11 protein-coding genes are annotated in these 14,114 nt (G+C 65.1%); 10 read left to right on the forward strand and 1 reads right to left on the reverse strand.

Going from position 1 to position 14,114, the window contains the following annotated elements; all coding sequences use genetic code 11:
* Positions 1–229: 229 nt before the first annotated feature.
* The 10 genes from P5W99_RS06995 to P5W99_RS07040 all read left to right on the forward strand — a co-directional run bounded on the left by P5W99_RS06995 (position 230) and on the right by P5W99_RS07040 (position 13,079).
* On the forward strand, positions 230–1,720 hold the full coding sequence (locus P5W99_RS06995) for a UbiD family decarboxylase (protein WP_421023870.1): 1,491 nt from the start codon (positions 230–232) through the stop codon (positions 1,718–1,720).
* The gene (locus P5W99_RS07000; RefSeq protein ID WP_434662318.1) at positions 1,713–2,327 is read left to right on the forward strand and encodes a UbiX family flavin prenyltransferase; all 615 of its coding nucleotides are present in this window, start codon (positions 1,713–1,715) and stop codon (positions 2,325–2,327) included. The genes P5W99_RS06995 and P5W99_RS07000 overlap by 8 nt, the downstream gene beginning before the upstream one ends.
* 4 nt (positions 2,328–2,331) lie before the next feature.
* Positions 2,332–5,373 (forward strand): xanthine dehydrogenase family protein molybdopterin-binding subunit, encoded by a 3,042-nt coding sequence (locus P5W99_RS07005; protein ID WP_057928646.1) that lies wholly within the window; start codon positions 2,332–2,334, stop codon positions 5,371–5,373.
* Complete coding sequence (locus P5W99_RS07010) at positions 5,370–6,191, forward strand: FAD binding domain-containing protein (RefSeq protein ID WP_057928647.1); 822 nt, start codon at positions 5,370–5,372, stop codon at positions 6,189–6,191. Before P5W99_RS07005 ends, P5W99_RS07010 begins: the two co-directional genes overlap by 4 nt.
* Positions 6,188–6,724 (forward strand): (2Fe-2S)-binding protein, encoded by a 537-nt coding sequence (locus P5W99_RS07015; RefSeq protein WP_028213734.1) that lies wholly within the window; start codon positions 6,188–6,190, stop codon positions 6,722–6,724. Before P5W99_RS07010 ends, P5W99_RS07015 begins: the two co-directional genes overlap by 4 nt.
* Positions 6,717–8,291, forward strand: coding sequence for an AMP-binding protein (locus P5W99_RS07020; protein WP_057928648.1), 1,575 nt, complete (start codon positions 6,717–6,719; stop codon positions 8,289–8,291). Before P5W99_RS07015 ends, P5W99_RS07020 begins: the two co-directional genes overlap by 8 nt.
* Positions 8,292–8,297: 6 nt before the next feature.
* Positions 8,298–9,104: an enoyl-CoA hydratase/isomerase family protein gene (locus tag P5W99_RS07025; protein ID WP_421023871.1), complete on the forward strand. Its 807-nt coding sequence runs from the start codon at positions 8,298–8,300 to the stop codon at positions 9,102–9,104.
* 45 nt (positions 9,105–9,149) lie between these two features.
* Positions 9,150–10,871, forward strand: a complete 1,722-nt coding sequence (locus P5W99_RS07030) for a GMC family oxidoreductase (RefSeq protein WP_421023872.1) — start codon at positions 9,150–9,152, stop codon at positions 10,869–10,871.
* Between the two features lie 67 nt (positions 10,872–10,938).
* Entirely contained in the window at positions 10,939–12,315 is a 1,377-nt protein-coding gene (locus P5W99_RS07035; protein WP_057928651.1) for an MFS transporter, read from the forward strand.
* Positions 12,316–12,377: 62 nt separating this feature from the next.
* The gene (locus tag P5W99_RS07040) at positions 12,378–13,079 is read left to right on the forward strand and encodes a sterol desaturase family protein (protein WP_057928652.1); all 702 of its coding nucleotides are present in this window, start codon (positions 12,378–12,380) and stop codon (positions 13,077–13,079) included.
* Here P5W99_RS07040 and P5W99_RS07045 read toward each other — a convergent pair.
* Complete coding sequence (locus P5W99_RS07045; protein WP_057928653.1) at positions 13,076–13,996, reverse strand: LysR family transcriptional regulator; 921 nt, start codon at positions 13,994–13,996, stop codon at positions 13,076–13,078. The two genes, P5W99_RS07040 and P5W99_RS07045, sit on opposite strands and share 4 nt — an antisense overlap.
* Between the last annotated feature and the right edge of the window lie 118 nt (positions 13,997–14,114).

Below are 14,114 nucleotides of genomic sequence, written 5' to 3' on the forward strand. Positions count from 1 at the left end.
CTGCGTTCGTCGACGGTGCAGGGCGGCTTATCGTGACGCGCCCTTCCGTAAGGGCGTGCGCGAGCGGTCTATTGATACGTAACTGTAAGAACGCTGTCATCAGGGCTAACACTGATATAAGAACGAATGATTCGTCGCATCAGTAAACAGTATTAGATGTTATGGCGCGATCTCGCTACGCTTCATCCCATGCGCTTGCCATGGCAGGCGCTCACAGATGGAGACGATGATGAACACACGCGATGCCGCGACGCACGGCATTCCCTCATTCGCCTGGGCACGGGATCACGCCGACACCGGCTTGTCGCTGCGCGACTGGCTCGCGCATCTCGCGAAAACCGGCCGTGTCGCGACGATCGACAAGCCCGTCGCGCTCGAGCACGAACTCGCCGCCATTGCGAAGCGGCTCGACGGCGACCAAGCTGCTTTTTTCACGCAGCCGCACGGACATGCGATGCCCGTCGTGAGCGGCTTCATGTCGAAGCGCGCGTGGATCGCGGAAGCGATGGGCGTCGATGAATCCGCGTTGCTCGCGCGTTTTTCCGCTGCGGCCGCCGTGCCGCTCGCATCGAAACTGATTCAACGTGAGGACGCGCCCTGTCAGCAAGTGGTGCATACGAGCGGCATCGATCTTCACGCGCTGCTGCCCATTCCCACGCACAGCGAACACGACAACGGCCCGTACATCACCGCCGGTCTCGTGATCGCGCGCAATCCGCGCACCGGTGTGCAGAACGTCTCGATCAACCGCATTCAGGTGCATGGCGCCGATCGCATGGCGATCCTGCTGCTGCCGCGTCATCTCTACGCATTCCAGCGCGACGCGGAAGCCGCGGGCGATGCCCTCGACGTCGCCATCGTGATTGGCGTCGATCCGCTGACGATGCTCGCGTCGCAAGCGATCACGCCGATCGATCACGACGAACTCGAAATCGCGGGCGCGCTGCACGGTGCGCCGCTGCCTGTCGTGCGATGCATGACGAACGGCGTGCACGTGCCGGCGTTTGCGGAGATCGTCATCGAAGGGCGCATTCTGCCGAACGTGCGCGAGCCGGAAGGTCCGTTCGGCGAATTTCCGAAGTACTACAGCGCGAAGGAAGCACGCGAAGTCATCGAAGTGACGGCCGTCACGCATCGGCGCGATCCGATTTTTCATACGATCGTGCCCGCCGAAATGGAGCATCTGCTGCTCGGCGCGATTCCGCGCGAAGCCACGTTGCTCGCGCATCTTCAGCGCAGCCATCCCGCCGTGAAGGACGTGCATCTGTCGGTGGGCGGCGTGTGCCGCTATCACCTGTGGGTGCAATTCGACAAGCAGCGCGAAGGCGAAGCGAAGAACGTCATCCTGTGCGCGTTCGGCGCGCATTACGACATCAAGCAGGTCGTCGTCGTCGATACCGATGTGAACGTGCACGATCCCGCCGAAATCGAATGGGCGATCGCGACGCGCTTCCAGGCAGACCGCGATCTCGTCGTGATAGCAGGCGCGCAAGGTTCGCCGCTCGATCCATCGACGACGGTCGGTCAGCCCGACGATGCGCCGTCGCATCTGCAAGGCGTGAGCGCGAAGATGGGCCTCGATGCGACGCGCCCCGTCGTGTATCCCGCGCATGTGTTCACGCGCGTACACATACCGGGGCAAGACACGGTCGACCTGCACGCACTCGTCGCCGCTGACAACAGCGCGTTCGACGCCTATTTGTCGCGCGATCATGGCTGAACGAAAGAAGCGCATCGTCGTCGGCATTTCGGGCGCAAGCGGCGCGGTGATCGGCGTGCGTTTGCTCGCCACGTTGCGCCGGCTCGGCACGCACGAGACGCATCTCATCGTGTCGTCGTCGGGCGCGGTGACGGCCGCACAGGAACTCGGCCTCGCGCGTGGCGATCTCGAAGCCGTTGCCGATGTCGTGCACAACGTGCGCGATATCGGCGCGGCCGTGGCGAGCGGATCGTTTCTGACCGAAGGCATGGTGATCGCGCCATGTTCGATGAAAACGCTCGCGGGCGTCGCGAACGGCTTCGCGGACAACCTGCTTACGCGTGCCGCCGATGTGATGCTCAAGGAGCGCCGCCGCCTCGTGCTGGTCGCGCGCGAAACGCCGCTCAATCTCGCGCATCTGCGCAACATGACGCTCGCCACGGAAATGGGCGCGATCGTGATGCCGCCGGTGCCCGCGTTCTACGCGCATCCGCAGACTATCGAGGACGTGGTCGACCACACGGTCGGGCGCATTCTCGATCTGTTCGGCATCGAGCACGACGAGATTGCGCGCCGCTGGAGCGGTCTCGCCGATGAATTCGGCGGCCGCGCCGCACGTGAGGAGTAACGTCATGAATCAGCGCGAAACCGCATTTGCCGACATGGACGCGCGCGTCGCCGGCAAAGAGATGCGCGAAGCGACCGCACCGCAGCGTCACATCGGGCGCTCGATGGAGCGCCTCGAAGACCCGGCGATCCTGACGGGCCGTGGCCGCTATGGCGACGACATCGCTGTCAAGCCGGGCACGCTGCACGCCGCGATTCTGCGTTCGCCGCACGCGCACGCGGATATCCTGTCTATCGATACGCAAGCCGCATCGAAACTCGCGGGCGTGCGCGCCGTGCTCACGCGCGACGATTTGCGTCCGTGGTCGCGACCGTTCGTCGTCGGCGTGAAATCGCCGATGGAACAGTGGGCGCTCGCGATGGACCGCGTGCGCTACGTCGGCGAGCCGGTCGCGGTCGTGATGGCCGAATCGCGTGCGCTCGCGGAAGACGCGCTCGATCTGATCAAGGTCGACTACGCGATGCTCGATCCCGTGACGTCGATTGAACAAGCCGCGAAGGACGACGCGCCGGTGCTGCACGAACGCGTCGGCAGCAACGTCATCAGCGACCGGCATTTCCGCTACGGCGAGCCGGAAGCGGCCTTCGAGCGCGCGCCGCATCGCGTGAAGCTGGTCGCGCATTATCCGCGCAACACGTGCGCGCCGATCGAGTGCGGCGTGGTCATCGCCGAGTATCTTTCGGGCGATGAAGGCTACGACGTCACGTCGAATTTCATGGGGCCGTTCTCGCTGCACGCCGTCATGGCAATGGCGTTGAACGTGCCCGGCAATCGCCTGCGTCATAAGGCCCCGCGCGATTCCGGCGGCAGCTTCGGCGTGAAGCAGGCCGTGTTTCCGTATGTCGTGCTGATGTGCCTCGCGTCGCGCAAGGCGGGTGTGCCAGTGAAGTGGGTGGAGGATCGGCTCGAGCACTTGAGCGCGGCGACATCGGCGACGGCGCGTGTTTCAACGATAGAAGCGGCCGTCGAAGCGGATGGCCGCATCGTCGCGCTGTCTTACGATCAGTTGGAAGACGTCGGCGGCTACGTGCGCGCGCCCGAGCCCGCGACGTTCTACCGGATGCACGGCTGCCTGACGGGCGCGTACGCGATCCCGAATCTGCTCGTGCGCAACCGCGTCGTGCTGACGAACAAGACGCCGACGGGGCTCGTGCGCGGCTTCGGCGGGCCGCAGGTGTACTTCACGCTGGAGCGGCTGATCCAGCGCATCGCGATCGAACTGAAGCTCGATGTGCTCGACGTGTATCGCCGCAACTTCGTTCCCGCCGATGCGTTCCCGTATCGCGCGGCGGCGGGCGCGCTGCTCGATTCAGGCAATTATCAGGAAGCGCTGCGCCGTTCACTCGACGAAGGCGGATACCGGGAACTCGTTGCGCGCCGCGACGCCGCGCGCAACGAAGGGCGGCTGTATGGCATCGGCTTCGCGGCGATCGTCGAGCCGTCGGTATCGAACATGGGCTACATCACGACCGTGATGCCCGCCGATGCGCGCAGGAAAGCCGGGCCGAAGAACGGCGCGATCGCGAGCGCGACCGTCAGCGTCGATCTGCTCGGTGGCGTGGTCGTCACGATTGCTTCGACGCCCGCGGGCCAGGGCCACATGACGGTGTGTGCGCAAGTCGTCGCCGATGTGCTCGGGCTCGATCCGAAGGACATCGTCGTCAACGTCGAATTCGATACGCACAAGGACGCCTGGTCCGTCGCGGCGGGCAATTATTCGAGCCGGTTCGCGGGCGCAGTGGCGGGCACGGTGCATCTCGCCGCGACGCGCGTGCGCGACAAGCTCGCGCGCGTGCTCGCGAAGCAGTTCAACTGCGCGCCCGGCGACGTGCGCTTCGCAGGCGCGCGCGTCTTTCCGCACGACGCCGAAGACCGCGCACTGCCGTTCGCGCGCGCCGCGAGCAATGCGCCGCACTGGGCGCCCGCGCTCTTGCCCGAGGGCGAAGAGCCTGGCCTGCGCGAAACCGTGTTCTGGTCGCCGCCGCACATGGATGCGCCCGACGAACAGGACCGCATCAATACATCGGCGGCGTATGGCTTCGCGTTCGACATGTGCGGCGTCGAAGTGGATCGCGTGACGGGACGCGTGCGCATCGACCGATATGTGACCGTGCACGACGCCGGCACCATCCTCAATCCCGCACTCGCCGATGGCCAGATTCGCGGCGCGTTCGCGCAAGGCGTCGGCGCGGCGCTGATGGAAGAGTTCCGCTACGGCGCGGACGGCAGCTTCCAGTCCGGCACGCTCGCCGACTATCTGATGCCGACGACCTGCGAAGTGCCCGATCCGCTGATCGTCCATCTGGAGACGCCTTCGCCTTTCACGCCGCTTGGCGCGAAGGGTCTCGGCGAAGGCAACAACATGAGCACGCCGCCGTGCATCGCGAATGCGGTGGCGGACGCGCTCGGCGTCGAAGACATTCGCCTGCCGCTCACGCCGCCCAGAGTGATGGCGATGATCGGCGTGGACGATCCCGAACCGTCGCGGCCGGAATATCGCGAAGCGCCCGCCACGAAGCCCGCGACGCCAGGCGGCGGACGCGCACTGACGGCGCAGGGCGCTGTCGATCTGCCCGCGACACCCGAAGCTGTGTTCGCCGTGCTGCTCGATCCGAAGGCACTCGCGAACGTCATTCCCGGCTGTCACGCGCTCGAAGAGACGGCGCCGAACCAGTATCGCGCGGACGTGACCGTCGGCGTCGGCATGATCAAGGCGCGTTTCGAGGCGCGTATCGGCTTGTCGGAGATCGATGCGCCGCGCCGCCTGCGACTCGCTGGCGCGGGCATCTCGCCGCTCGGCAGCGCGCGCGGCAGCGGTCTCGTCGAACTGACGCCGCAAGGCAGCGGCACGCGGCTCACGTACGACTACGAAGCGCAGGTGTCAGGCAAGGTCGCGGCGGTCGGCGGCCGCATGCTCGAAGGCGCGGCGAAGGTCGTGCTCAAGCAGTTGTTCGAATCGCTCGGACGCCAGGCGGCGGGTAAGCCCGTGCAAGCGCACGGATCGTGGATCGCAAGACTCCTCGCACGTTTCAGGAGACACGCATGAAGCCCGCACCGTTCGATTACCTGCGCGCGATGACCGCGCAAGACGCGCTCGACGCGCTCGCGCAATACGGCGAAGACGCCCGCGTGCTGGCGGGCGGCCAGTCGCTGATGGCCGTGCTCAATATGCGGCTCGCGCAGCCGAAGGTGCTCGTCGATATCTCGCGCACCGCCGAACTCGATGCCGTGCGCGTGGACAAGCAGGCGGGGCATCTCGTCGTGAACGCCGCGGCGACGCAAGGCAGCGTCGAATGGCGCAGCACGCTCACCGACGAAGTGCCGCTGCTCGCGATGGCGTTCCCGCATATCTCGCACTTTCAGATTCGCAATCGTGGAACCGTGTGCGGATCGATCGCGCATGCGGACCCGAGCGCGGAGTTGCCGCTCGTGCTTTCGGCGCTCCGCGGCGACGTGATGCTGCGCTCGCGAAAGAGGCGCCGCACGCTCGCCGCGCAGGACTTCTTTCAGGGAATGCTGATGACCGCGCGCGAGCCCGACGAACTCGTCGAAGCGGTCCGCTTCCCGCTGTGCAAGGCAGGCGAGCGCTACGCGTTCGCGGAATTTTCCGCGCGACACGGTGATTTCGCGATCGTCGCGTGCGCGGCCGTGGTCACCGACGAGTCGATCCGCATTGCAGTCGGCGGCGTCGCTGACCGGCCGGTGACTGAGCAATGGCCGCGTTTGCAGGGCGACGACCTGCGTGGCGCATTGAACGATTTGAGCTGGAAACTGAACGCGCAGGACGATGCGCACATCAGCGCGAAATATCGCCGGAATCTGGTCCGGCAACTTGGATGGCGCGTGATCGAGGAGGCAAAGTGAGCAAGATGTCGGACACCATCATGCGGCACGGCAAAGCGCAGCGCATCGCGCTGACGCTGAACGGCCGCGAACGAAGCGGCCATTGCGAGCCGCGCGAACTGCTGTCGGACTTCATCCGGCACGAACTCGGCGCGACGGGCACGCACGTCGGCTGCGAACACGGCGTGTGCGGCGCATGTACCGTGCAGGTCGATGGCGTCGCGGCGCGCTCGTGCCTGATGCTCGCGGTGCAGGCCGATGGGCGGCATATCGATACCGTCGAAGGCCTTGCGCCCGATCAGACGCTTGGCGACCTGCAGCAGGCGTTCCAGCGGCATCACGCGCTGCAATGCGGCTTCTGCACGGCGGGCATTCTGATGTCGTGCGCGGATTATCTGCGGCGCGTGCCGGATCCGTCCGAAGAGCAAGTGCGCGAGATGCTCTCGGGTCATATCTGCCGCTGTACGGGCTACACGCCGATCGTAGCCGCCGTGCTCGACGTGGCCGCGCGCCGCCGGGCCGAGGCAAGCACGGAAGAGGTCGAACATGCTTGATCTCGGCCGCACGTTTCTGCAAAGCGTCGAGCGCAGTCCGAACGTGCTCGCGCTCGTCGATGGCGATGTCCAACTGACGTACGCGCAGTGGCATCGCATGATCCTGAATGTCGCCGATGGCCTGCGCGAGCTCGGCCTGCAACGCGGCGACCGGCTGCTTGTCGTGCTGCAAAACCGCTGGGAAATGGCGACGCTGCATTGGGCCGGACAGTTTGCGGGCATCGTGATCGTGCCGCTCAACTGGCGCGCGAAGCCGGAAGAAGTCGATTACTGCGTGACTGACGCGGGGGCGAAGGCGATCGTCTACGAACCCGTCAGCGCCGATTCCGTCGCGCAGAGCGCCGCCGCGCAAAACGTGCCGCGCGTCGGACTCGACGATGCACCCGGCCGCACCACCACCTTCGATGCGCTCATCGCCGAACGAACGCGCAGCGGCGACGTGACCGACACGACGCACGCCACCGCCGACGACATCTCGCTGATCCTTTACACGTCCGGCACGACGGGCAAAGGCAAGGGTGTGCCGCGCCGGCATCGGCATGAACGCGCGGGCGCGCTCGCGCACGTCGCGCAGAACCTGTACAGGCGCGGCGAACGCACGCTCGGCGTGATGCCGCTCTATCACACGATGGGCGTGCGCTCGCTGCTCGCGATGGCGCTCGTCGATGGCCTTTTCGTTTGCGTGCGGCGCTGGAACGCGAAGCTCGCGCTCGAAAGCATCTCGAAGCACGCGCTCACCTGCCTCTATCTCGTGCCGACGCTCTATCACGATCTGCTCGCTGACAGCGCGTTCGCGAGCACGGACACGTCGTCGGTCAGAAAGCTCGGCTTCGCGGGCGCACCGATGAGCGACGGCCTGCTCAAGCGCCTCTCGGCCGCGTTCGAGCCGGAGCTCTTCGTCAATCACTACGGCTCGTCCGAGGTCTACACGTTCAGCATCGACCAGGACGCGACAAAGAAGCCCGGCAGCGCGGGCCGCGCGGGCATCAATACGCGGCTGCGCGTCGTGAGGCTCGATGCGCTCTCGCCCGATGAGGTCGCCGAAGTCGGCGAAGAAGGGCAGATCATCGTGGACCTGCTCGGCGACGAGGCCTTCGAAGGCTACTGGAATCGCCCGGACGCGAATGCGAAGTGCTTGCGCGAGGGCTGGTACTTCACCGGGGACACGGGCTATCTCGACCGCGACGGCGATCTGTACGTGACGGGCCGCGTCGACGACATGATCATCAGCGGTGGAGAAAACATCTCGCCGGTGGATATCGAATCGGTGTTGTCGCTGCATCCCTCCGTCGATGAAGTCGCGGTCGCGGGTGTCAAGGACGAGCGCTGGGGCCAGCGCGTGGTTGCATTCATCAAGCGCCGCGAGTACGTCGATTCCGACTCGCTCGATGCATGGTGCCGCCAGTCCGACCTCGTCAACTTCAAGCGCCCGCGCGACTACGTGTTCGTCGATGACATTCCGAAGTCGCCTGTCGGCAAGATTCTGCGCCGCAAGCTGCAAGCGGGCGAGTACACGCCCGATTCGAACGCCCAGGCCACGCAACCTACAGAAACCACCAAGGAGTAACCCACAATGAGTGATCTCAACCATCACGGCCAGACACTGCTGCAAGACCTCGACGGCTTCTCGGTCGAAATCGACGCGCAGCGCGCGCGCGCGGACATCATCCTGCATCGCCCGCCGTTCAATGTTATTTCGATGCGCGCTCGCGACCAGTTGCGCGCCGTATTCGAAGCACTCGACGAAGACGAACGAGTGCGCGTGATCGTCGTGCGCGCGAAGGGCGAGCACTTCTCGAGCGGCGGCGACATCAAGGGCTTTCTGGAAGCATCGCCGGAACACGTGTCGAAGCTCGCGTGGAATATCGCGGCGCCCGCGCGCTGCTCGAAGCCGGTCATCGCGGCGAATCGCGGCTTCTGCTTCGGCGTGGGATTCGAGTTGTCGCTGGCGTGCGATTTCCGCATCGTCACCGATACGACCTTCTATGCGCTGCCGGAGCAGAAGCTCGGCCAGATTCCCGGCTCGGGCGGCTCGGCGCGTTTGCAATCGATGGTCGGCATCGGCCGCACGAAGGACATCGTGATGCGCTCGCGCCGCATTCCGGGCAAGCAGGCGTACGAGTGGGGCATCGCGGTCGAATGCGTCGCGGACGCGGAACTAGAATCGGCGACGGATGCGCTCGTCGACGAACTGCGCGCGTTCTCGCCGCTCGCGCAGCGCACCGCGAAGAAGCTCTTGAACGATTCGGAAGACGCGCCGCTGTCGATCGCGATCGAACTCGAAGGCCATTGCTATAGCCGTCTGCGCTCGTCGGACGATTTCCGTGAAGGCGTCGAAGCGTTTCATGGGAAGCGCAAGCCGGTGTTTCGCGGCAGCTGATACCTGACACGCCGCGCGGCGGACGAGACAAGAGGAGACAACGCGATGGATCGCTTCGACTACGTGATCGTAGGCGGCGGCTCGGCAGGATGCGTGCTTGCGCATCGACTGTCGGCGGAGCCGTCGGTGCGCGTCGCGCTGATCGAGGCGGGCGCCGACACGCCGCCGGGCGCGGTGCCCGCGGCGATACTCGACAGCTATCCGATGCCTGTCTTCTGCGGCGACACGTACATCTGGCCCGATCTGAAAGCGAAAGCCACGCAGCACGCCGCGCCGCGCGTCTACGAGCAGGGTCGCGTGATGGGCGGCGGGTCGAGCATCAACGTGCAGTCGGCCAATCGCGGGCTGCCGCGCGACTACGACGAATGGGCCGCGAACGGCGCCGAAGGCTGGTCGTGGCGCGACGTGCTGCCGTACTTTCGCAAGCTCGAACGCGACGTGGACTTTCCCGGCGGCGAGTTGCACGGCGGCGACGGTCCCGTACCGATCCGCCGCATCTTGCCGAAGGACTGGCCGGCGTTCTGTCATGCATTCGCGAAGGGTTTGCGCGCGAACGGCTTCGCGGAACTTCAGGACCAGAACGGCGAATTCGGCGACGGCTTCTTTCCGGGCGCGTTCTCGAACATCGACGACAAGCGCGTGTCGACGGCCATCGCCTATCTCGACGAAGCCACGCGCAAGCGCCCGAATCTCAGCATCTATTCGAATCTGCGCGTCGAACGCATCGTGATGGAAGGTGCGACGGCGCGCGGTGTCGCCGCGATTGCGGCGAACGGCGAGCGCGTGCGTTTCGATGCGGGCGAAGTGGTGCTGAGCGCGGGCGCGTTGCAGTCGCCCGCGATGCTGATGCGCGCCGGTATCGGCGATGCGCGCCAACTCGTGGCGATGGGTATCCCGTGTACGGTCGATTTGCCGGGCGTCGGACGCAATCTGCAGGATCATCCGTCGCTCACGTTCTGTCATTTTCTCGAGCCGCGCTTTCGGATGCCGCTCGCGCGACGCCGCGCGAGCATGATGGCCGCGCGCATGAGTTCGGGCGTCGCGGGCTGCGACGAGTCGGATCTGTATCTGTCGAGCGCGACGCGCGCAGCGTGGCATGCGCTCGGCAACCGGCTGGGCCTCTTTTTCCTGTGGTGCAACCGGCCGTATTCGCGTGGCCGCGTGCAACTGGCATCGCCCGATGCGGCCGTTGCGCCGCGCGTCGATCTGAATCTGCTCGACGACGAACGCGATCTGCAACGGCTCGCCGCTGGCGTGCGGATGCTGGCCCGCATTGTCGATGCATCGGGTCTGGGACGCGATTTACGTGACTTCTTTCCGGCGGCTTTCTCGCCGCGCGTGAAGGCGCTGAGCAAGGTAGGCGAAGGCAATGCGCTTCTGACTTCGATGCTCGGCGCGCTGCTCGATACGCCCGCGCCCGTGAGGCGTTTGCTGATCGAACGCTTCTTCACGCGCGGGCTGAAGATGGGCGCGCTGCTTGCCGACGACCGCGCGCTCGCCGATTTCATCCGCGCGAACGTGTTCGGCGTGTGGCATGCGAGCGGCACCTGCCGCATGGGTGGCGCGCAGGACTGCGACGCCGTCACCGACACGGAAGGCCGCGTGCGAGGCACACGAGGGCTGCGCGTTGTGGATGCATCGCTGATGCCGCGACTGCCATCGGCGAATACGAACATACCGACCATCATGATCGCCGAGAAAATCGCCGATGCGATGGTTGCCCAGCGACGGGCGAGCGTGGCATCGCCGCTCGCCGCGGCCCACTGACGATTTTTCAACCTCGACAAGAGCGCGCATCCAACAAAGCGTGCCTGTGACACACAAGGAGATACAAATGTCTGTAGCAGCGCAAGACGGGGCCACCGTGCTTCCGGTTAATCAGCGGCAGATCATGGGCGCGGTGCTGGCGTCGTGCATGGGCTGGGCGCTCGATCTGTTCGACCTGTTCGTGTTGTTGTACGTCGCGCCGGTCGTCGGGCGTCTGTTCTTCCCGTCCGAGCACGCGATGCTTTCGCTCGCTGCGGTCTACGCGTCGTTTGCGGTGACGCTGTTGATGCGGCCGCTCGGCTCCGCGCTCTTCGGCTCTTACGCGGACCGTCACGGCCGCAAGGGCGCGATGATCGTCGCGGTCGTCGGCGTCGGCGTGTCGACGGCGGCCTTCGGCGTGCTGCCGACGGTCGCCCAGGCGGGCATCGTCGCGCCGGTGTTGTTCTTGCTGCTGCGTCTCGTGCAGGGCGTGTTCGTCGGCGGCGTGGTCGCATCCACGCATACCATTGGCACCGAATCCGTCGCGCCGAAGTATCGCGGCGCGGTGTCGGGGCTGATCGGCGGCGGCGGCGCGGGACTCGGCGCGCTGCTCGCTTCAGTAACGTTCCTCGCGATGTCGGCGCTTTTCCCCGGCGATGCCTTTGACGTATGGGGCTGGCGCTGCATGTTCTTCACCGGCATCATCAGCTCGGTGCTTGGTCTCTTCGTGTTCAACAGCCTTGAAGAGTCGCCTCTGTGGAAGAAGCTCGCCGCCGAAAAGGCTGCGAGGGCCACCGCGCAGGTCAAGAGCGCGACCGTCGAAGTGGCGCGCTCGCCGATCCGCACGCTTTTCTCGCGTGAATATCGCGGCGTGCTGTTCGTCAATCTGCTGCTGACTATCGGCGGCGGCAGCGGCTACTACCTGACATCGGGCTACCTGCCGACGTTCCTCAAAGTCGTGAGTCATGCGCCGAACGGTGCCGCCGCTGCGATCCTGATGATCTGCAGCGCGGCCGTGGTGATCGCTTCGGTCGCGGCAGGGCACGTGAGTACGTTCATCGGACGCAAGGGCGCGTTTATCTTGATCGGCATCATCCGGCTCATCGCGTTGCCCGCGCTATTTTTGCTGCTGCCTACCGCAGACAGCATCATGATGGTCGGCGTCTATGCAGTCCTTCTCAGCGCGCTCGGCAGCGCCGGCTACGCGCCGGTCCTGATCTTCCTGAACGAACGCTTCCCGACCTCGATCCGCGCGACCGGCACGGGCCTCTCCTGGAATATCGGCTTCGCGATCGGCGGAGTGATGCCGACGGCTGTGTCGCTGGTGGCGAAGGACGCGAGTCAGTTGCCGATGACGCTAGCCATCTTCGTCGGCGCGATCAGCGTGATCTTTCTCGTGGGCGCATTCGTCGTGCCCGAGACGCTCGGCAAGCTCGAAGGCGGTTCCGCGCGCAGTCCCTCCTGAGTCATTGGGCATAACGGCGGACGCCAACGGGCGCACGCCTTTCACAACAGCCGGAGACATCGATGAAATTCGAAGAAGACGTTCGTGCGCGTTCCTACAAGTTCCGTGACGAGTATGTCAATGCCACGCCATGGTGGTATCGCGGCGAAATGCACCTCGGCTTCACATTGCTCTTCACCGGCGGCGTGATCGTGTATTGCCTGATGCAGCTTCATGCACCGACGCTCGCCGAATGGCTGGCGGTCATTCCGCTCTTTCTGTTCGGCAACTGGGCGGAATGGGCGGCGCACCGCTACGTGCTGCATCGTCCGACGAAGTATTTCAGCATGATCTACAAGCGCCATTGCGCCGTCCATCACCGGTTCTTCACGCATGTGACGCTTGAATACAAGGGTCACCGTCACTGGCGCGCGCTGCTGTTTCCGCCTTTTGCGCCGGTTGCGTTCGTGCTGGCGGCCGTGCCGTTCGCGCTCGTGATTGGGTTCGTATTCTCCCGCAACGCAGGCTACATCGCGCTGCTCACGATGGCGGCGTACTTTCTGATGTACGAGGGCCTGCATACGCTCTCACACGTCACCGACAGCCCGTTCCTCGACCGCGTTCCGCTCGTCAACACAGTGCGGCGCCTGCACGCCACACACCACGATCCCGAAGTGATGGCGACACAGAACTTCAACCTCACGTTCCCGATCTGCGACACGCTGTTCGGCACGCGCAGCGACGTTCCGAGTAGTGCGCGCGAGCCGTTGGAACGCGGCCGCTAAGGCGCTTGTTTCCCCAAAACACCCGTCGTCACGCGCTTTATCTCATCAGTGATAATCGTGATGAGCGCCTGGGCGGCCGGCCCGATCGGCCGCTTCGGATGCGTGACCTGAATGATGTGGCGCACGATCGGCGGCGACGCGATCGTGCGTGCGCGCAAGCGCCCTTCGTCCACTTTCGCCTGCACGACGACGCGCGGCAGGATTGTCGCGAAACTGCTCTGCTCAACGAACTGCACGATGGTGCTGAGCAGATCGATCTCAAACTTCGGCTTGATGACGACGTCAGCCGCCATCAGCGCGGCATCGAGCGCGCCTCGCAGGCCGTTGCGGCGCGTGGGCAGCACGAATTCGATGCCCGACTGCTGCGTGAGATCGATCTCGTCGGGCAGCGTTGGGCCATGCACCACGCTCGTCACCAGCACCATTTCTTCGACGAGCAAAGGCTCTACGTGGAGCGTCAGCCGTCCGCGCGGCTTGTTGATGATGGCGGCATCAAGCCGGCCAGATTCGACAGCGTCGATCAGTTGCGCGCTGAAGCCATCGGCGACGGAGACTTCGACTTGCGGGAAAAGCGCATCGAATCTGGCGAGCGATTCGGGCAATACGCTCTGCGCCTCCGACGACACCATGCCCAGCGACACGCGGCCCGTCACGATGACATCGCGACGACTCAGGTGCTCGCGTGCGTGATCGATGTCGCGCATGATCGGCGTGTAAAGGCGGTACATCAACCGTGCGGCTTCGGTCGGCGCCATGCCGTGCGGCCCACGCTCGAAGAGCTTCTGCCGAATCTCCGTTTCGAGCTTGGCGATCTGCATGCTGAGCGCTGGTTGCGCGATGTTGAGCCGCCTGGCGGCGCGCGTGACGGTGCCTTCTTCGAAAAGCGCGATGAAGTACTGGATCTGCTTCAGTTCCATGGGACAGGGGTATACGGGACGGGGCCGACGAAGATAGTACCGCGCGCCGTCTTTCATGAGGTGGGCGTCGTATCGCTAACCCACGGTATCGATTCGCTGATTGTAGCCGAGCGTCCAT

Source organism: Paraburkholderia sp. A3BS-1L (assembly GCF_051125215.1).
Classification (GTDB): domain Bacteria; phylum Pseudomonadota; class Gammaproteobacteria; order Burkholderiales; family Burkholderiaceae; genus Paraburkholderia.